At 69.6% G+C, this 18145-nt stretch carries 21 protein-coding genes and 1 pseudogene; 15 read left to right on the top strand and 7 right to left on the bottom strand.

The genetic code is table 11. From position 1 onward, the window contains the following. Positions 1-79: 79 nt before the first annotated feature. The 3 genes from BX286_RS35475 to BX286_RS36890 all read right to left on the bottom strand — a co-directional run bounded on the left by BX286_RS35475 (position 80) and on the right by BX286_RS36890 (position 1875). Positions 80-661 carry a suppressor of fused domain protein gene (locus BX286_RS35475; RefSeq protein WP_121017906.1) on the bottom strand — a complete coding sequence of 194 codons (582 nt, stop codon included), beginning with the start codon at positions 659-661 and terminating at the stop codon, positions 80-82. A gap of 211 nt (positions 662-872) precedes the next feature. Continuing rightward, positions 873-1505 carry a response regulator transcription factor gene (locus BX286_RS35480; RefSeq protein WP_261993687.1) on the bottom strand — a complete coding sequence of 211 codons (633 nt, stop codon included), beginning with the start codon at positions 1503-1505 and terminating at the stop codon, positions 873-875. Between the two features lie 58 nt (positions 1506-1563). Then, complete coding sequence (locus tag BX286_RS36890) at positions 1564-1875, bottom strand: ATP-binding protein (protein ID WP_315974791.1); 312 nt, start codon at positions 1873-1875, stop codon at positions 1564-1566. Between BX286_RS36890 and BX286_RS37765 the strand changes: the two genes are divergently transcribed. From BX286_RS37765 to BX286_RS35510, 6 genes are all read left to right on the top strand, one after another. Then, a complete protein-coding gene (locus BX286_RS37765; protein WP_261993696.1) occupies positions 1843-2187 on the top strand; it encodes a hypothetical protein in 345 nt (114 codons plus the stop codon). The two genes, BX286_RS36890 and BX286_RS37765, sit on opposite strands and share 33 nt — an antisense overlap. Before the next feature lie 144 nt (positions 2188-2331). Beyond that, positions 2332-3552, top strand: coding sequence for an acetylhydrolase (locus BX286_RS35490; RefSeq protein ID WP_100864909.1), 1221 nt, complete (start codon positions 2332-2334; stop codon positions 3550-3552). A gap of 526 nt (positions 3553-4078) precedes the next feature. Beyond that, complete coding sequence (locus BX286_RS35495) at positions 4079-4624, top strand: hypothetical protein (RefSeq protein ID WP_237293417.1); 546 nt, start codon at positions 4079-4081, stop codon at positions 4622-4624. A 772-nt stretch (positions 4625-5396) separates the two neighbouring features. Continuing rightward, a complete protein-coding gene (locus BX286_RS35500; RefSeq protein ID WP_079432202.1) occupies positions 5397-5981 on the top strand; it encodes a TetR/AcrR family transcriptional regulator in 585 nt (194 codons plus the stop codon). Positions 5982-6053: 72 nt separating this feature from the next. Further along, the gene (locus tag BX286_RS35505; RefSeq protein ID WP_100864907.1) at positions 6054-7442 is read left to right on the top strand and encodes an MFS transporter; all 1389 of its coding nucleotides are present in this window, start codon (positions 6054-6056) and stop codon (positions 7440-7442) included. A gap of 28 nt (positions 7443-7470) precedes the next feature. Next, positions 7471-8235 (top strand): SDR family NAD(P)-dependent oxidoreductase, encoded by a 765-nt coding sequence (locus BX286_RS35510; RefSeq protein WP_121017909.1) that lies wholly within the window; start codon positions 7471-7473, stop codon positions 8233-8235. Positions 8236-8718: 483 nt separating this feature from the next. Here the strand turns inward: BX286_RS35510 and BX286_RS35515 are convergent, their stop codons facing one another. Then, positions 8719-9501, bottom strand: coding sequence for a 2-phosphosulfolactate phosphatase (locus BX286_RS35515; RefSeq protein ID WP_121017910.1), 783 nt, complete (start codon positions 9499-9501; stop codon positions 8719-8721). Positions 9502-10190: 689 nt separating this feature from the next. Between BX286_RS35515 and BX286_RS36895 the strand changes: the two genes are divergently transcribed. The 3 genes from BX286_RS36895 (at position 10191) to BX286_RS35525 (ending at position 12212) form a co-directional block, all read left to right on the top strand. Continuing rightward, positions 10191-10403, top strand: a complete 213-nt coding sequence (locus tag BX286_RS36895) for a hypothetical protein (RefSeq protein ID WP_187344332.1) — start codon at positions 10191-10193, stop codon at positions 10401-10403. Beyond that, a complete protein-coding gene (locus BX286_RS35520; RefSeq protein ID WP_398898922.1) occupies positions 10309-11388 on the top strand; it encodes an IS5 family transposase in 1080 nt (359 codons plus the stop codon). The genes BX286_RS36895 and BX286_RS35520 overlap by 95 nt, the downstream gene beginning before the upstream one ends. 251 nt (positions 11389-11639) lie before the next feature. Continuing rightward, the gene (locus BX286_RS35525; protein WP_148710335.1) at positions 11640-12212 is read left to right on the top strand and encodes a hypothetical protein; all 573 of its coding nucleotides are present in this window, start codon (positions 11640-11642) and stop codon (positions 12210-12212) included. A gap of 207 nt (positions 12213-12419) precedes the next feature. Here the strand turns inward: BX286_RS35525 and BX286_RS35530 are convergent, their stop codons facing one another. Further along, a complete protein-coding gene (locus tag BX286_RS35530) occupies positions 12420-12833 on the bottom strand; it encodes a VOC family protein (RefSeq protein WP_121017912.1) in 414 nt (137 codons plus the stop codon). 155 nt (positions 12834-12988) lie between these two features. Next, the gene (locus BX286_RS35535; RefSeq protein ID WP_100864903.1) at positions 12989-13387 is read right to left on the bottom strand and encodes a VOC family protein; all 399 of its coding nucleotides are present in this window, start codon (positions 13385-13387) and stop codon (positions 12989-12991) included. A 143-nt stretch (positions 13388-13530) separates the two neighbouring features. Here BX286_RS35535 and BX286_RS35540 point away from each other — a divergent pair, with 143 nt between their 5' ends. Beyond that, positions 13531-13857, top strand: coding sequence for a TfoX/Sxy family protein (locus BX286_RS35540; RefSeq protein ID WP_121017913.1), 327 nt, complete (start codon positions 13531-13533; stop codon positions 13855-13857). A 170-nt stretch (positions 13858-14027) separates the two neighbouring features. Here BX286_RS35540 and BX286_RS37770 read toward each other — a convergent pair whose 3' ends face one another. Beyond that, complete coding sequence (locus BX286_RS37770; RefSeq protein ID WP_261993688.1) at positions 14028-14573, bottom strand: hypothetical protein; 546 nt, start codon at positions 14571-14573, stop codon at positions 14028-14030. A 350-nt stretch (positions 14574-14923) separates the two neighbouring features. Here BX286_RS37770 and BX286_RS35555 point away from each other — a divergent pair, with 350 nt between their 5' ends. The 5 genes and pseudogenes from BX286_RS35555 (at position 14924) to BX286_RS35575 (ending at position 17855) form a co-directional block, all read left to right on the top strand. Next, the gene (locus BX286_RS35555) at positions 14924-15421 is read left to right on the top strand and encodes an allene oxide cyclase barrel-like domain-containing protein (RefSeq protein WP_237293415.1); all 498 of its coding nucleotides are present in this window, start codon (positions 14924-14926) and stop codon (positions 15419-15421) included. 80 nt (positions 15422-15501) lie between these two features. Next, entirely contained in the window at positions 15502-15768 is a 267-nt protein-coding gene (locus tag BX286_RS35560; protein ID WP_261993695.1) for a transposase, read from the top strand. Positions 15769-16116: 348 nt separating this feature from the next. Then, positions 16117-16527: pseudogene (locus BX286_RS37140) on the top strand (DUF6042 family protein); the annotation flags it as partial. A gap of 73 nt (positions 16528-16600) precedes the next feature. Beyond that, positions 16601-17164: an AAA family ATPase gene (locus BX286_RS35570; protein ID WP_100864901.1), complete on the top strand. Its 564-nt coding sequence runs from the start codon at positions 16601-16603 to the stop codon at positions 17162-17164. 145 nt (positions 17165-17309) lie between these two features. Continuing rightward, a complete protein-coding gene (locus tag BX286_RS35575) occupies positions 17310-17855 on the top strand; it encodes a hypothetical protein (protein WP_261993689.1) in 546 nt (181 codons plus the stop codon). Positions 17856-18145 lie beyond the last annotated feature (290 nt).

Genomic DNA, 18145 nt, shown 5'->3' on the forward strand with positions numbered 1-18145 from the left:
CCCTGCTGGCGGCCCTGCTGGACTACCTACGGCGCTCGAGGTCTTCCGGGCCCCTGAGGCCAGGCTCCGCTGGGGAGGTTCAGGCTACGGATGGACGCAGTGGATCGGTCGGGACGAACGCCTGCTCGTCGAAGAGCTGCTCAAGGGCTTCGTGGCCGTGCTCGCGGCGGTATGCCATCTCCGCCGGGGTAACCGGCAGGACCCAGAGGATACGGGCATGGCCGTCCGGCAGGGGGCACTGCTCCAGGCCGGGGCCGTGGAGGTAGGGGAGGCTGACCAGCAGGTGGTCGCAAGGGGACCCGGCCAGCCACGGCTCTCCGATGGGCAGGCTGTGCCCGAGATCGAGGCGGTGGCTCGCGTGGTAGTACGCGGTCATGGCGAGGAGATCGGCGAACCGGTCGTCACGGGCGGGTGCGGTCAGGACGAATTCGAGGCCGTGGCCGTTGCTCTCGGCCGTGGACCAGCAGCCGGCGGTGACATAGGCCCAGCTGTCGGCGCGCGGCCCAGGGCTGACGGTGAGGATCCTCAGCCCCGGGACGGCTGCCCTTCGGCCAAAGCCAAGGTCAAAGTCATCGACGGTGACCGCATGGCCGGCGAAGAAGCCCCGAACGTGGGTCTCGACGCCGGCTATCGCCTGCCGTCTGCGCTGGCTCTGGAACATGGTGGACAGGATCTCACGGCCGGCCCAGAGCCCGGCCGTGCGTCCGCCCTGCCCCGCCGCAGGCGCGGCAGACGCGGAGGATTCAGCTCGCCTCGGCCGTCTGCCCGGCGCGGGCTCGGGTGCCGCTGCACGCGCTGAGCTCGCCTCCACTTGCTGTCCCCCCTGACCGGCAGGTGGCCCGGCCACAGCACCGCCGGGCCACCCACGCCCCTCACCGACCTCGTCGGGGTGCCGGTAGATGAGCGGCGCTGACGAGCCCTGACTCGTAGGCGCTGATCACCAGCTGCGCGCGGTCCCGTGCTCGCAGCTTGCTGAGCAGCCGACCGATGTAGGTCTTGACGGTGCCGTTGCTGAGGTGGAGGTATTCGGAAATGTCGGCGTTGGAGAGGCCACGTGCCACGAGCACCAGGACCTCACGCTCGCGCTCCGTGAGGTCCTCAAGCGAGGAGCCCGGCGCATGGTGCGCATAGGGAAGACGGGCGAACTCGGCGATCAGGCGTCGGGTCACCGAAGGGGGGAGAAGGGACTCTCCGGCGGCGACAGTGCGGATGCCTGCCAGCAGCACCTCGGGAGATGTGTCCTTGAGGAGGAATCCCGCTGCCCCCGCACGCAACGCGCCGTACACGTACCCGTCGAGGTCGAAGGTGGTGAGGATGAGAACGCGTCTCCCGGCTGTCCCGGGGGATCCGGCTATGCGCCGTGTCGCTTCGATGCCATCCATGCCGGGCATCCTGATGTCCATCAGCACCACGTCCGGGCAGAGCCGCTGTGCACCCTCGACAGCTTCGGCTCCGGTGCCGGCCTCGCCCACCGCTGTCAGGCCGGGGGCGGTGTCGATGAGCACCCGGAAGCTGCCTCGGAGCAGGGACTGGTCGTCGGCGACGGTACCCGGATCGGTTCGGTCACGCGGTCTTCTCCTTCCAGTTCGCAGCCGTGCAGTGAGTGGGTCCGGGCGGGAGACGAGCCGACACGGCGAACCCGCCGCCGGGCCGTGGCCCGGCGGCCAACGTCCCGCCGTACACCATCACGCGTTCGCGCATCCCCACGAGTCCATGACCACCCCTGAGTTCCACCCGGTCGGTCGCGGCCGGGTTCCCGGCTCCGTCGTCCGCCACCTCGATTCGCACGTCTCCTCGTGAGCCGACTGTGATCGTCACCTGGCAGTGCGTTCCGCCGCCGGCGTGCTTGACCACGTTCGTCAGAGCCTCCTGCACGATCCGGTAGACGGCCAGCGCCGTCCCCGCGGGGAGGCCGACGGCCAGCCGGGTGCGGAGTTCGGTACGAACTCCCGCTCGCTCGGCACGCTGGATGAGGCCCTGACCGAGACCGAGACCGCGACCGCGACCGAGACCGAGACCGCCGAGACCGAGACCGCGACCCAAACCGCGACCGGCAGCGAGGTGACAGTCACCTACGACATGACACCCCTCACCCCGGCCGCGGCCAAGGCACTCGACGAGTTCGCCGCCGACTACCCGTCCTTCATCCGCTCCTGGGCCGAACTCATCACCGCCCACCTCGCCTGAGCACCCCGGCAGCGCCGACCGCATCGGCCGCAGGGCGTAAACCCCTGGGCCGATGACGTCTATGACGGGTACGTGACAGGGTCCCCTCGTGCCCACGGACAGGCGTGACGGCACAGTTGACGATCCGCCACCAGGGGAGGGCCCTTGTTCACCACGCCGATCAGCGGGAACGGCATGACGCGCCGCAGCATGCTGGGAGCCGCACTGGCCGCCGGGGCCGCCATACCGCTCGCCGCCGCCACCGCCCCCGCATGGGCAGCCCCGGGCACCCCCGCCCCAGCCCCCGCCCGCCTCACGCTGCCCGTGCCGACCGGCCCGCATCCGGTGGGAACGGTCGCGCTGCACCTCGTCGACCGTTCGCGCCCGGACGGCCTCGCCGGCCCGGGCCACTTCCGCGAGCTGATGGCCACCGTCTGGTACCCCGCCCGCGACGCCGAGCGGTACCCCGTGGCGCCCTGGATGCCAGCCGGCGCACTCCAGGCGTTCCTCTCCGACGTAGGGTTCGCAGATCTGGTCCCCCTGGCGCCGCTCACCGCCGGCCGCGTGGGCGCTCCGGTGCTGCGTACGGGCGGGCGGCGGCTGCCCGTGGCCGTGTTCTCCCACGGCGCGCACAGCCACCAGGGCGACCACACCGTCATGGTCCAAGAGCTCGCCAGCCACGGATACGCCGTGGTGACGGTGGCCCACCAGTACGACACGTACACCGCGTTCCCCGACGGCAGGATCGCCGTCCCGCTGTACGACCAGCAGGCGCCGACACTGCCCGCGGACTTCGCCGCCGACCTGCGCTTCCTCCTCGACTGCGTGGAGCAGCTGGCCGCCGGGCGCAATCCGGATGTCGACCGCAAGGAACTGCCGGCCGGGCTGCTCGGCTCCCTCGACCCGCGGCGCACGGGCGCGTTCGGCTGGTCGAAGGGCGGGACGGCCACGGCCTGCGCCATGCTCGCCGACCGGCGAATCCGGGCGGGGCTCAGTCTCGACGGCCCGATGCAGATGAACCCGCCACTGACCGGAGACCTGGACCGGCCCTTCATGATGATGTCCGCCCAGTTCGCCCGGGCCGCGAACCCCGCGGCCGCCGCGTTCTGGTCGCACCTGCGCGGCTGGCGGCTGGACATCCAGGCCCAGGGCGCCGTCCACCTCTCGTACGGCGACAACGAGGCGCTCTTCCCGCAGGTGGCGAAGGTGAAGGGATGGAGCGCGGAGCAACTCGAGCAGGTGATCGGCGCCCTCGATCCCGGCCAGGCGGTGAGGATCCAGCAGGCGTTCCCCCTCGCGTTCTTCGACGAGCACCTGCGCCACCGCCGGAGCCACCTCCTCGACGGGCCGTCCCCGGCCTTCCCGGCAGTGACCTTCCTCCCCTGAGCTCCATCGCACGGCCCCCGGCCGGGGGGCCGTGCGATCCCCGTGACGGATGTGCCCGACGCCGCTGACGACGAGCCGTGCAGGCTCTCCCTCCTCCACGCCCGCGGCGCACCAGCCGCCACCTCGACAAGAGGAGCGCGGCCATCGCCACGACCGCACTGGCCGCCGCTCGTTCGCCAACCGAAGCGCTCAGGGCCGCCAAGTCGGACGCTCATCCGCCAAGTGAAGCGCTCAGTCACAATCGTGGGCTCCCGGCGGTGGTGCGGAGGACATCACTCTAGTTAGCACGTTCGAATTCTGGGGCGAGCCTGACGCGGCCCGGCTCACCCGTGGGGCGGATGCCCTGTGTCATCGAATCTTGACTGAATGCCAGCGAAGTCTGACCACTGGCGGTTAGTGTCACCACAGTTTGGCCGCCATCCGGCACCGGTGTGAGAGAAACAAACCCGTCGGCATCTCACAGAACAGAGGTCTGGGCCGCAGAGCAGTGAGCCTGTGGCATCGGAAAACTGGTCGGGGAGTGACTATGGAGCTAGTGGATCAACTTCCTGCCCTGATAGGCGTCGTGGTTGGTTCGCTTGGCTCGTATGCCGCGCAGAGCTTGACCGAACGCCGGAAGTGGACGCGGCAGCGGGAGGAGAGGTGGGACGAGAAGCGCTTCGAGACATACAGCGCCTACGCCAATGCCCTCAAGGCCCAGCTCCGCCTGGCCCAACGCATCGGCGCCGCCCTCGGATTCGCGGACGTGGTCGATCCGTTGCCGCCGGCCGAGGGTCTGCCTTTGCTCGCCGACGCGGAGTCCCGCCGCGCAACGGAGTGGGAGTCCGTCCTGCTCGTCGGGGACGCAGCGACCATCGCGGCGGCCCGGCGCTGGCACGAGATGATCTGGACTATCGAGCTGCTCATACGGGAAGGGCCGGTCGACGCGGAGAAGTGGATCAAGGTCCATCGCCTGACAAGTGCGGCGCGTGACGCCTTCTATGAGAGCGCGCGGCGTGACCTCGGAATCAACGGCGCTCCGCCGCCGTCTGGGCAGTGGCCCCGGCAATGGCGGGCAGAACTGTCCGGATGAGCGCTCGAGGGCCCGTACCCGCCTTGCTTGGGCTCGTGTACGGCAGGTCCTCATCAGGGTGGTGCGATGACAGGCGATCTCACGCTGTCCCGAGCTCCGACGCTCGAATCACTCTTTCCAGCGGCTGCTCTCTGTGACCCGCGCCCTGTCCTCGGGCTGCGATCAGCCAAACTTCGATGGCACAAGCTCAAGCTTCGCTGTCACAGGACAGCGGAGTCGCAGGTCACATCGGGGAGGGTTGCGGGGCTAAGGGGGCGGTGGTGTAGCGCGTGCGCGAATTCCGCCCTCATGTACTGTGACCTGGGGTTTCTCCGACGGGGGGCCAAGCTTCCTACGGTGTCGTACTTGCCTTCTCCCTGGCCAACGCCACGGCGCTCCGGGCGCCGGCACGCGGCCTGACCGTCTTCTTCGCACCCCGCTGCCAGGCCCCCGCGCCGGCGTCCGGACCGGTGACGACCGGACATTGATGCCGATCCCGCACCACGGGTCAGGCATGGAGGAGGCCGCCCGGCACCCGGCTGGTGGAGCTCGCCGCCGCAGCCGACCGCGACGTTCGGGAGGTCGTCGCGGTGGTTCTCGAGCTTCGGGACGACGGCCGCGGCCCCGACACGGCCCGCCGGCCGACCGGCTCGCCGATGCCGTCGCGAACCGACCGACGATGCTGTTCGACACCCACGAGTCGTCGTGGAGCCGGTCGCCGAGCCCTCTCCGAGGGACGCGATTCACCAGAAAATATTTGACCGATCGTTTCACTATCGCCTACAGTTCGAACGTGGCCAGAACCAAGGAATTCGACCCGGACGCCGCACTGCAGTCAGCTCTGGAGCTGTTCTGGCGGCGCGGCTACGAGGCGACGTCGATGGCGGACCTCGTCGAACACCTCGGCATCGGGCGCGCCAGCATCTACGCCACCTTCGGCAACAAGCGCGAGCTGTACCTGAAGGCGCTGGACCGGTACAGCGAGAACCGCGACTCGGGCCTGCTGGGTGAACTGTCCCAGCCGGGTCCCGCACTGCCCGCCGTGCGTACGGTGGTGCGGCGCTTCGCGGCCGAGGCGATCTCCGACGACCGGCGTTTGAAAGGGTGCTTCGTCACCAACACGGCCGCCGAGCTGGGCGCGCACGACACGGCGGCGGCACGCCGAGTCGAGGCGAGCTGGGGCCACATCGAAACCCTGCTGCACTCGGCGCTGATGCGGGCCCAGGCACAGGGTGAGCTGCCTGCGGACCGCGATCCGCGTGGGCTCGCACGGATGCTGTTGGTGCTGATGCAAGGCCTGCGGGTGGTCGGCAAGGCGTCGGACGACCCGCGCCGGGTGCGGGATGCCGCCGAGCAGGCATTGAGGCTGCTGGACTGAACAAAACCTCCCCCGGGGAGGTGGCTTCATGGTCAAATTCTGGAACGTTCAGTCAAATATTAGGGGGGAGAAATGTCCGGCATGCAGAGCTGGAACACCACGACCGTAGCCACCTCGCCCGGAAATGCGCCCGGAAATGCGCCCGGGCCTGCGCCCGGCCCTGCCTTCGCGCTGCTCGGCACCGTACAGATGGCGCTGATCTTCACCCTCACCTCGCTCGTCGTGCCACTGCCCCGGATCGGCCGCGAATTCTCGCTCGATCGCGACGACTTGATTCTCCTCAGCGCCGCCTACGGGCTGACCTTCTCCGGACTGTTGCTCTTCGGCGGCCGCGTCGCCGACCGGTTCGGCGGGCGTCGCGCCCTCACCGCGGGGCTGCTCGTGTTCACCACAGCGTCCGTCGCCGCCCTGCTCGCCCCGAGTCCACAGACCCTGCTCGCCGCCCGCTTCGCGCAAGGTGCCGGCGCCGCGCTCACCGCACCCGCCGCCATGGCCGTACTGCGCGCGGTCTTCCCCCAACCCGCTGCATACGGACGGGCAATGGCCACCTGGGGCGGCCTCTCGGTACTCGGCGCGACCGCAGGGAACCTGCTCTCCGGGGTCATTTCGGCGCTCGTGTCCTGGCGGCTGGCCTTGGGCGTCCCGGTGGCGGTGGCCACCCTCGCCCTCACCCTCGCCCCGCGGCTGCTGCCCGAAACCCCGGCAGGCACGGGCCGCTCCCTGGATCTGCCGGGTGCGCTGCTCGCCACCACCGCGATCACCCTGGCAGGCTACGGCCTCGTCCTCACCGACGCTCACCCCTGGGGATCAGCAGCCGTCCTGACCCCCTTGCTCACCGGGGTCGCGCTCCTCCTCGGATTCCTCATCGCCGAGCGCCGCGCCCACGACCCGCTACTTCCGCTCGAATTCCTCCGCGACCGCCGCCGGGCCCTCGCGCTCGCCGCCATCGCTCTCACCGCCGCCGGAACCGCCACGACGTTCGTCCTGCTCTCACTCCATCTTCAGCAGGACCGCGGCTGGTCGGCGCTGCAGACCTCCGCTGCCTTCGTGCCCTTCGCGGTGGCCCTGCTCGTCTCGGGCCGTGTGGCAGGCACCCTCATCACCAGGCACGGGGCGTCGGCCGTCACCACCTCCGGGCTCGCGGTCGCCGCGACGGGCCTCGCGCTGCTCGCGATCACCGGCCTGGCACCAAACGACCCATACGCGTACGGGCTTCTCCCCGGCCTGCTCCTGCTGCCGGCCGGCGCAGCCGCCGGCTTCGCGGGAGCTGCTGTCCTCGCGACAGACGGGGTGGAGCCGCAGCAGACCGGACTCGCGGGCGGCGTCATGAACACCGCGATGGAACTCGGCCCCACCGTCGTCCTTGCCGCCCTGCTCACCGCCGGCTCCGACACCACGTCACTCGCCGCGACGGCAATTGCCTTCTTCGCCGCCGCATTCCTCAACACCCGCTCCAGATAACCGATTACCGACCAAGGGAGTCATCACCATGACAGCACGCTTCACCGGTAAGACCGCCCTCGTCACCGGCGCAGGTTCCGGCATCGGCCGGGCCATCGCTCTCGCCTTCGCCGCCGAAGGGGCCTCGGTGGTCGCGGCCGGACGTACCTCCGACTCGCTCGACCAGACGGTAGCCCTGATCGAGAAGGAGGGTGGTACGGCAGCAGCCGTCACCGCGGACGTGAGCCGCTCCGAGGACGTCAGGGCCCTCGTTCGCCGCACCGTCGAACACTTCGGCAGCCTTGACGTCGCCGTCAACAACGCGGGCGTCTTCCGGGGCGGCGCCCCCGTAGCCGACCTCCCCGAGGAGGACTGGCGCACCCTGCTCGACGTCAACGTCACCGGTGTTCTCCTCGGCCTCCAGGCCCAAATCGCCCAGATGCGCGACCAGCCCGCCGGCGGCGCGATCGTCAACATCTCCTCCAACCTCGGCGCGCACAGCCGCATCCCGGGCGTGGCCGGCTACATCGCCACCAAGGCGGCCGTCTCCGCCCTGACCCGGGCCGCCGCACTGGACCACATCCCCGACGGGATCCGCATCAACGCGGTCAGCCCCGGTCCGGTCGCCACCACCATGTCGCTGTGGCCGGGCGAGACCGACGCCGACCGCGCCGTCCGGATGAAGGGCGCGTTGCCGCTGGGGCGGGTCTCCTCCACCGAGGAGGTCGCGGCAGCCGTGCTGTATCTGGCCTCGCCGGATGCCGCTTCTGTGGTCGGCAGCGACCTGGTCATCGACGGCGGAGCCTCTGCCTGACCGGCGGTCCCGGTCCTACACCGCTCCCGTGCGTCTGGTGGTGACAGCGCTGCCACCAGCCGCACATGAGGGTGTCACGTCCTGCGGTGGCCGCCGGCGTCGCGTTCGGCGACGTTCCGGGCGACGGCGTCGACGCCGGTACCACCTGCACAGGTGCCTACCCTACGAGCGCGCGGCAGAGGGCTGCGCGGACGACTTCACGGCTTGTCGTCACCTGCACTGCACTGCGCTCCCGGTCGGCGAGTGCGTCGGGCGGCGCCACGCTACCTCCGGCGGCGGGTCCCCACGTGTCGCTCCAGGCCTGGAGGTGGGGCTGCTGGCGGTGGTGGTGTGGCGCAGCGGAGCCACTGACGCTCCGTTGGATCTGCTCCTCCCAAGCCGTCGGCGTTACTTGCCATCACCGCCTCGCCCGACCAGCACATCCCATTCCGCGAGCGGATCCTGACACCCCCACATGGATGGCTGACTCCGTCACCTGCCGCCTTACCTCACACCCCCACCGGGACAGAGCTCCTTTGCAGACGCAAATGCTCCGTCAGTGAGAACGGGGATCACCTTGCAAGCGTTTAGTTCCGTCGCGATGGCGACGTCATCGGCGTAACCCAAGTCCACAAGCTCCCGCCCAGATGCGCAGCCCGTGACAGCGCCACCGACATCCTCGATGCCCTCGAAGGCGGCCGCCGCCACCGCGGCCTCTGGTGAAAGCCGGTCTTTGCCGCTGTCACGCAGTGAGGCGATCACTGCACCGGCACCGAGAAGATCCTCAAGCGCGGGCCTCATACTGCCGTCAGGCCAGCGCTCGCCCGAGGCGATCACGGCAACAGGCCGCTCCACCGTGCCGAAGCCTTGTCCTGCAACCCACTGTCCCACGGCGGTTGCGTTCCGCAGCGATCCCGCGACGACGACACAGTCTCCCGCAGCCGCGGCGATGGTGGAGCCGTTCGGTGAGGGAAGCACCAGGCGCGGGGTGAAGGGAGAACGCCGCAACGCAGCAGGCGACAGCGACCATGGTGACGCCTCCGTGGCCGTGCTCCGCCCCACCGCCAGAGTGGCGTTCATCCGGTCCGCAAATACTGCAGCGGTCTCATCGCGCCAGCGATAGGGGAATACCCTCACTCCCGCCTCGACCGCGACTGTGACCGAGGTGGTGAACGACAACACGTCAACGACGACAAGGCATGCGACCTCCTTGGCGAGGACGGATGCACCGGCAGGGCCCCAATCGAACCGCACGCCGTGACCTGCTTGAACGAACCATTGCTCCATAGCTGCCGATCATGCCAGCTGTGAATGGGTGACTTGGTGGCGCTGGTTGGTGTCCAGCGAGGATTGGGTGGGATGTGCCTGGTCTGCGCCTCGTGTGAGTTGTGATCTTGGTTGTCGTGGAGTGACGAGGAGAACGCCTGCCGTCGGCCCGCCCTCCCCGCTCGTTGGGGCGGGGCAGCGGCATGTCCGCGGCTTGGAGGTCCAGGGGACGGCCGCCATCTGCGGCCCTCTTGGAGGAATCGGGTACGGATGTCGCTCTTGAGGCATCCGGCTGGATATCGGGCGGCTGCCGTGCTGTAGCAGGGGACCTCCTCACCTCCATCGAGCGGCGGTCGTCCCGGCCCCATCCAGCGTGGCGAGACCGGGTCACCGCTCCACCTGCCAGGCACACGATCGCTGGCTCGTGCAAGCCTGCCGGTACTCGCGGGCAGCGGATCGATGTCCCGCTCCTGGTGGACGAGACGGGCGTGGGCAGGGGGACGCTGGTGGTGCGCCCGACCGCCGACCGTACCAATCGGTGTTGAAGGCTCGGACGACTGCCCGGCGTGCTCACCTGGCCGCGCGGGCGATTCCGCCCGCGGGCACGCTGGATGCACAAGGGGCCGGCCGTGGACCCCCGAGCCCGGCCAGCCCCTGCCACGCCGCCAAGCCGTGCCAGCCGTCGGCGGCATCGTGGAGGAGGACGACTGATGACGTACTACGTGAAGGTCGGCGACCAGAAGTACGCCATGGTGCAGAACGCGGCCGAAGACCTGGGGGCTACGTCGCGCGGAGGCGGAGGTGACGACGTCTCCCAGCGGAACCTGAATGGACGCCTGCGTGGCCCGGCAGGTGAGCAGACCGCCAGCATGGTCGCGACTAGTGCTGTTCCGGGCAGGAGTCGGTCATCGTGCTTCGCCTGAACTGACGAGTGCTCAGTGGGAGCGCATAGCCGTGCTGCTGCCGGAGACCGGCACTCCAGGCGGGCGGTGGGCCGGCCATCGGACCGTGGTCACCGGTGTGCTCTACCGGACACGGACCGGGATTCCCTGGCCTGACCTGCCCGAGCGCTACGGCTGCTGGCAGACCGTCTACGAACGCCATCGCCGCTGGTCGGCCGACGGGACCTGGTCGAAGATCCTGCGAGCGTGGCAGGCAGGCGCCGACTCCACCGCCCCAGACGCGGACGTTCGTGGGCGGGCAACGCCGACTCCACCACCTGCCGGGCCCACCAGCAGGCAGCCGGGGCCCGGCACGCTGCCCCGAAGGGCCACCCCTAAAAGGGGCGGGACCCGTGTGGACGCAGAGGGCCGTGAGGCCCTCGGACGCTCCCGGGGCGGGCTGACCAGCAAGGTCCACCTGCTGGCGGATGACCGCTGCCGGCCCCTGGTCTGGCTGACCTCGCTCGCCCGGCGCGGGGACAGCCCGATGTTCCTCCCCCTCATGCAGGCCCTGAACGTGGCCCGGACAGGGGCCGGGCGTCCCCGCACCCGCCCGGACCGGGCCCGCGGCGACAAGGCGTACGCCAGCCGCGTCTACCTGCGCAAACGCGGAATCGAAGCAACGAACGCCCAGCTGGACGACGAGTGTGCGAAACCGCCGTCGGCTCGGCCAGGCCGGCGGCCACCCGCCCGCCTTCGACCACGAGCAGTACCGCCGGCGCAACACCATCGAACGCTGCATCGGAAAGCTGAAACAACACCGGGCCGTCGCGACTCGGTACGACAAACGCGACTACATCTTCAACGACCTCCTGGCCACAGCAGCCATCGTGATCTGGCTCCGCGACCTCATCAAAGAGCCATCAGACACTGCACTGCCTGGACACTGGCCCGAAGTTCAGCCGGTCGATACGTCCCTCACGTGGCAGTCCTTACTCACCTGGAGCGACTTCGTGTCACCCGCTGAGCTGTTCAGTCGCCGGGTTGAGCCGCGTCGATCCCGTTCCGGGCCCGGCCTCGAGATCAGCCGACCCGGCCGCCGTTTACGCCTCGCGAGTCCGTCAGACTGTCCTGGTCGTCGGTGGGGGGCGGGGAATGGGCAACGCACGCGGTGGTGGACGGGTTCCCGCGAATTCGGGCCGTCGGGCAACGGCCGGGAAGGCACGCGGTAACAGGCGAACCGCTGCGATGTCGTCCCGGATGGTGACGCGGGTCAGCGTGACGACCGCGATCGCCACCCCGTGCGTCCTGATCGGCCTGGCAGCCCTCGCGAGCAATCCGGACTACGGCCCGCTCGGCGCGATCACGGGATTCGTGGTGGTCGTCGTCGGCCTTGGGGTGGTGGCCGGGCTACGGCCCACCTGGTGGCTGATCGGTCCGGCCCTCACGCTGGAGATCGCCCTGCTGTTCGGGTCCGTGCCGGTGGTCCGGGCCGAGGTGCTGGTCCTGCGGGGAGTGCGCACCCCAGTGGTGGTGACAGCCGTCCACAGTTCCAAGGACAGGACCGGGCGGGTCAGTTGGAAGTGCGACCTGCGCCGCGAGGACGGCCTGGCTCTGCCGCACGCCGTCCTCGAAGGGTATGCGGGCTGCTTCGGCCCCTTCGACGTCGGCCGGACCCAAGATCTCCTGGTGGATCCGGCCGGCTGGGTGCCTCCCCGAGCGCCGCACGTGGACCGTGCGGGCCTCGACGAGGGGATCGCCCTGCTCGGCGCGGCAGCGGTGCTCTTCGCAGGACTGGTCATCGCCGCCGGCCGGCTGAACCTGCGGACCGCCGGCCGCCGAGCTCGGTGATGGGCCGCCCAGTGCCCCGCGACGACACGGCCACTCATGGTGATGAGCGAACAGAGATCGCTTCGTAAGGACACGTCGGCTCGGGTGCCCGAGCTATGAGCGGGGACGGTTGCCGGCGAGGCCGCGCACCACGAGTTTGTCGCTGTTCACGGCTCTGGTTCCGTGTGTTGTCCGAAGCCGAAGCCGAAGCCGAAGCCGAATCCCTGGTCAGGCGTACTTGCCGAGTTCGCTGGCCTGGAGGGCGGCCTGGTCGTTGATGCCGATGACGTAGCCGTCCGGGTCGCGGAAGTAGAAGATGCGCTGGCCCGTGTGGTCGGTGTCGGTGTCGGTGTCCTTGATGATCTCCGCGTGCCGGGAGATGCGGTCGTGGACGCCGTCGAAGTCGTCCACGCCGAGGTAGAACATGCCGGCGAAGCCGATGGGGGTGTCGGCCAGGCCGGGCAGCCAGTTCTTCAGGTCGGCGTTGCTGTAGAGCATGGCGCAGAAGCCGCCCTGGTAGAGCAGCATGTGGATGTCGTCGCCGGGCTTGGCGGTGCTGGAATCGACGTCGAAGCCGAGCTGTTTGTAGAACGCGATGCTGGCCGCGGTGTCCTTGACACTCAGGCAAGGAGCGAAGGGCATGGATCCTCCATGATCGGGGTGCGGCCTTCACCAGGGTGCGAGCGCAGGGGCCGGCATGCGCCGGGCGCCCCTCCGTTCCTTTCTCCGCCGGTCGGGGCGGGCGTGCACTCCGGGGGCCGCCGTATTGGTGAGAGCAGCTGCTGTGAGCGGGTGTGTCAGCGGGTGCTGCTGATGCAGAAGGGCTGGCCGGAGGGGTCGAGCAGGACGGTCCAGTGGTCCCCGCCCGGCTGGTGGGCGGGCTTGGTGGCGCCCAGCCCGAGGAGCCGCTTCTCCGCTGCCTCGACGTCGTCGAAGCTGATGTCCATGTGGAAGGCGAGTTCGTCCTGGGGCCAGGTGGGGGCCTTGAACGTCGTGGCGGACCAGAAGACGTACATCATGCCGCCGACCCACACGGGGAAGGCCGCCGGGTTGCCGTCCTCGTCCCGGTACGGCTCGGAGACCTGCGTGCCCAGGGCGGCGGCGTAGAACTCGGCGAGCTCGCCTCCGTCATCCGCCCAGATCGCGTGCGACAGGACCTTGCCGCTCACGGCGTCGTCGGCATGTGCGTCGACCATGTCTTCTCCTCTTGTGGGGCCGGACGGGGCGGTTTCGCCCTCTGGAATAGACCGTAATGGCCATATAGGACAAAGGTTTTCCTATATGCCTTGTGGGCGGGGCTTCGCGGCCGGTGCCGTGGTACATGAGTAGCGTGAGCGCCATGGCGTATGACGAGGTGCTGGCGGAGCGGGTCCGGGAGCTGCTGGAGGAGGGCGATGCGGTCGTCGCGAAGAAGATGTTCGGCGGACTCGTCTTCACGGTGAGGGGAAACACGGCGGTGGGCGTGGTCGGCGACGACCTGCTGGTACGGGCCGCCCCGGACGACATTCCGCAGGCCCTCGCCCAGCCCGGCGCGCGGCCCTTCGAGGTCCGCGGCCGGATCTCGAAGGGCTGGGTCATCGTGGCAGGAGAAGTCCTCGACGACCACGTCCTGGACAACTGGCTGCAACTGGGGCAGAAGGCCGCTGCCGCACATCCGCCGAAGTAGCCCCCTGCGCACCCGCCCGAGCCCTGGCCGTCGTTTGCCGACGGCAGCCGAGCGGGGGAACGAAAGCAGTACTGGCCGATTTCACGGCTGTGGCGGATATTTCGTGACGGCCGCTGTCGCACGATGCCGGTCAGCGGGGCGGGAAGGAGGCCAGAGCAAGAGCCCACTGCTCAGCGGCGTGAAGCAGCGCATCCGTATCCGTCCGTACCTCCACGGCGGTACTGGTGAATGCCCACGCTCTCAGCACCCTGCTGCCATGGAGGTGCTGCCTCCAAGGACAGGTGAACGCGAATCACCGCCATGCCCTCGCTCCGATCGGCGAGGCTGAAGCCCAGGACCGGCTCGACGAACCAGGTGTCCGGAGACAACTCGCCTTCGGCATCCCGACCGGTCGCGGGCACTGTCTCAGCGGCCACCGCGCGCAGCCAGACGGCGGTGAGCAGCTCTTGCAATGCGGCGTCCACCGCGCGGCTGTGCGCGGCGGCATGGACGTGGAACTCGGGATCGGCCAGGTCGAGTTGGAGCATGCCGAGGTGATTGGCCGTCTCCTCGGAGGTGGACATGTGGCCGGCGAATTCCTCGGCGACAGCGTGCAGCGCCGCCAGGGGCGAGTCGTGCGCGGCCCGCACACTCCGGTAGGGCGCGGCAGCGTCCGCGGCGAACGCCAGCAGCAGGCCACACTTAGACCCGAAACGCTGGGACAGGATCGCCGGCACCCCCCCGCCTCGGCGCCAACATGCCCAGCCCAGCCCAGCCCAGCCCAGCCCAGCCCAGCCCGGACAGGCTCTGACTGCGCGAGCCGCGTTTGGGTCTGCTCCCCGTGACCACCCCAGCCCGGCGCGTCAGCGTGAGTGCCGGACCGTGCGCACCAATGGCGCTGGAGCTGCCGTTCGCCTTCGTGCTGAGCTCCGCCGCCTGACTTTGGTCCGACCGGCTGGATGTGCCGGTGGTTCGTGCGGGGGTGCTCCGCGGCGCGGCGGAGTCGACGTTATGAAGGGAGTCGAACGAAATCGGGTGGAAGTTCGTCATCCAGTCATTACCGGACATCAAACTCAGGAGTCGCATGATGCGCCCCATCAGAGCGGCCGGCCTCGGCACGGCCACGCTGGTCACCCTCCTCGCCTGCACCCCCGTCGCGGCCGCCGCGACGGACACCGGTTCCGACCAGGCCAGGGATAAGGCCCGGACCATCACACTCCTGGCCGAGGTGCAGCAGCTGACCCGCTTCCCCGTCACCCCCGGCAGCGTCTCGCAGGGCGATCAAGTCGTCGTCCGCTCGGACCTCTTCGACGAGGCGCACAACAAGGTCGGCGAGACCCACGGCACCTGCACCACCACCCGGGGCGGCGCCGATGAAGCGGAGCAGTGCGTCGTGACCTACACCCTCCCGGGCGGCCAGCTCACCACGCAGGGGGTGTACTTCAACTACCTCGACCAGGGTCCCTTCGACAGCGCGATCACCGGCGGCACCGGGGAGTACAAGAAGGCTCGCGGCTGGGTCCACTCCGACACGATCGCCACCACCCCCAAGGTCGTGAGGCGCTTCACGATCCACCTCGTCTGACGGACCCGGACGTCACATAATCCCGGAATCCGGCCTTCTCCCCTGGCGTCGCACCATTGGAGACGGTCGTGCGAAAGGAAGTGCGGGCCAAGGGGACGTCCTGGGCGGCTCACCCTTCAGATCGTCAAACGCACCGACGACATGAGCGGTTCGTGGTGCATCCACGCAGGTGGGTGGTGGAGAGGACGCTGAGCTGGCTGATGCGCTCACGGCGCCTTGCCCGGGCCTACGAGACCCGGCCCGAAAGCAGCGAAGCCGCCGTCCTGTGGTCGATGACCATGCTCACGGGACGCCGCCTCGCCCGCCACCGGAGCCGAAACGTCACCCGGCAGCCCGCCCCGGCGTGAACACCCCGGGCGTCTCTCGGCCAGCCAGCCCCGCTCCACCAGCCGCTTCCCCTTCGACCGCACCCCCTCGACCTTCGCCGGCCCCGCTTCCAGGCCCAGCCGCCCGGCCAACTCCCGCGCCCGCAGCCCGGACCCGCCCGCCTCCGCCTCCAGCCCGCCCCCCAGCCGCTGGTAGTCCGGAGCGAGCACCTCCAACGTCAGGCCCACCCGCCAGTGCGGCAACACCGGTCCCGCCACCGGGGCCTCGGCAACGGCCGTCGCCGACTCCGGCGGTGGTCGGCCTCCAGCTCCGGCCCGGCCAGGGCCTCGGCCGGCTCCACGCGGGCCCGCTGGGAGCAGTTGAGCACCATGCTGACGACAGCCGGCTTCCCGGTGCCCACCACCGTGCGGGACCTGTCCGAGCTCTACCTGACGTGGGGCCTGGCCACCCGCGAAGAGACGCCGGACGGCACCCGATGGTCCATGCCCGCCGTGCTGCCACTGCCCGGAGACCTACTGCCCCTGGACCCCGAACTCACCGAGCGCCTCGACGGGATCCGCTGGACCCTGCGCACCGGCCCGCTCCTCGACACCCTCATCGACCACCTGGTCAACGATCTGAGTGCACCGGCAGAGACTCTCACCTCCCTGGACCGGCTGGCGGCAGCCACGGGCCAGGACGCCGACGACGTCCGACTCGCTCTCGCGGAACTCGTGAAATCCGGCGACGCCCGCGTCCAGCGCGGCGAGGAGCCGGCCGACGCTGAGCGCCTGGAGGCCCACCGCCGCTTCCGCCTGGTCATGGACTGGGAGCACTTCCACGAGAACCGCATCCAGGTGAGCCGCGCCGCGCATGACCGAGGCCGCGCACGGCACAGTGGGGACCAGCGACACGCGCCTGATCGTGCTCCGAGGCAACAGCGCCTCGGGCAAGTCCTCCGTCGCGTCCGGCTTGCGCGAGAAGTTCGGCCGCAACCTCGCCATCGTCGCCCAGGACAACCTGCGCCGCATCGTGCTACGCGAACGCGACCAGCCCGGCGGCGCCAACATCGGCCTGATCGAACTCACCGCCCGCTACGCCCTGGACCATGGCTTCCACGTCGCCGTCGAAGGCATCCTGTACGCCGACCGCTACGGCACGATGCTCCAGGACCTGGTGCGCGCCCACCAGGGCGTCACACGGTGCTACTACCTCCACGTGCCCTTCGAGGAGACGGTGCTCCGCCACGCGACGAAACCAGACGCCGAATACCTCGCGCACGTCAACGAGGGACACCTACGCGACTGGTACCGAGAGAAAGACCTGCTCCTCAACGGCCTGGAGACCGTCATCGACGCGGCCAGCACCCTGGACGACACGGTCCAACAGATCCTCTCCGAGAGCGGTCTGGACCGCATTCCCCCGATCGACCGCTGAGGGGCGCCACCGCAGGTACGGTCATCATCACGGCACCGACGACGGCACACACCACCGAACCCAGGGGGTAATGGGCGTGGAGAACGGACCGCAGAGCATCCCGTGGGGCGGCGAGTGGCGACGACACCTCCGCTCCAATGCCGAGATGGATCTCGTGCGCTCGTGGAAGCGCCATGTCGAATGCCCGACCTGCAAGGCGACCGCAGAGCGGGCCTGCCGCACCGCGGGCGGCCGCCCGACCAACGAACACCGTGCACGCCGTGACGCCGCCGGCCCCATCCCGTACGCGAAGTGGCGAAAGGAGGGCCTCATCCCAGAGCAGCGGACGTACACGATTCCGGCCGTGCTCAAGGAGTCGGAGAAGGCCCGCGTCGACTTCAACGTGGACACCGCCCTGGCCGACGGTGTGGCGGTCGTTCGCATGTTCCTCGCCGAGCGGCTCGGCTTGTTCCTCCAGGGTGAGGAGGCCATGGACCGCATCGACGATGCCGTGCGCAAGCTGATCGAGGTCCGCGGCCCGGTGGGGACGGCCGACATGGTCACTGTCCTCGCCTACCACGTCGCCTCGCTGCTGGCTGCGAGCGCCGGCCCCAACGGCGATCCGGAGGCCCTGTTCGACACGGTGATCCGTGCGCAAGTCGACATGGCCCGCAAGATGCAGAAGATCCAGAGGGAGCGCGCCGAGGGTTGACCCGGCCGGCTCGCTACGCTTGGCCCTGCTCGTGGGTTTCACCGGCAGCGGCGTAGCGGGTGAAGTCGACACCGGCTGAGCGGGCTTTCTTGAGCCGGATGGACACCAGACCGGTGGAGTTTTGAGAGCACCTGGGTGCTTGCTTCGAGACCATGGTTGTGCTCTGCACGACGAAGGGGTCCGGGGTGCTGCCGAAGTCCAAGGTCGACCTGTACGCGGCAATCCGCCGTGACTCGCGTCAGGGGCTCTCGAACCGCGCTCTGCAGCGGAAGTACGGCGTCGGGGTCCTG

This window comes from Streptomyces sp. 3211.6 (assembly GCF_003634815.1).
Taxonomy (GTDB): Bacteria; Actinomycetota; Actinomycetes; order Streptomycetales; family Streptomycetaceae; genus Streptomyces; species Streptomyces katrae_A.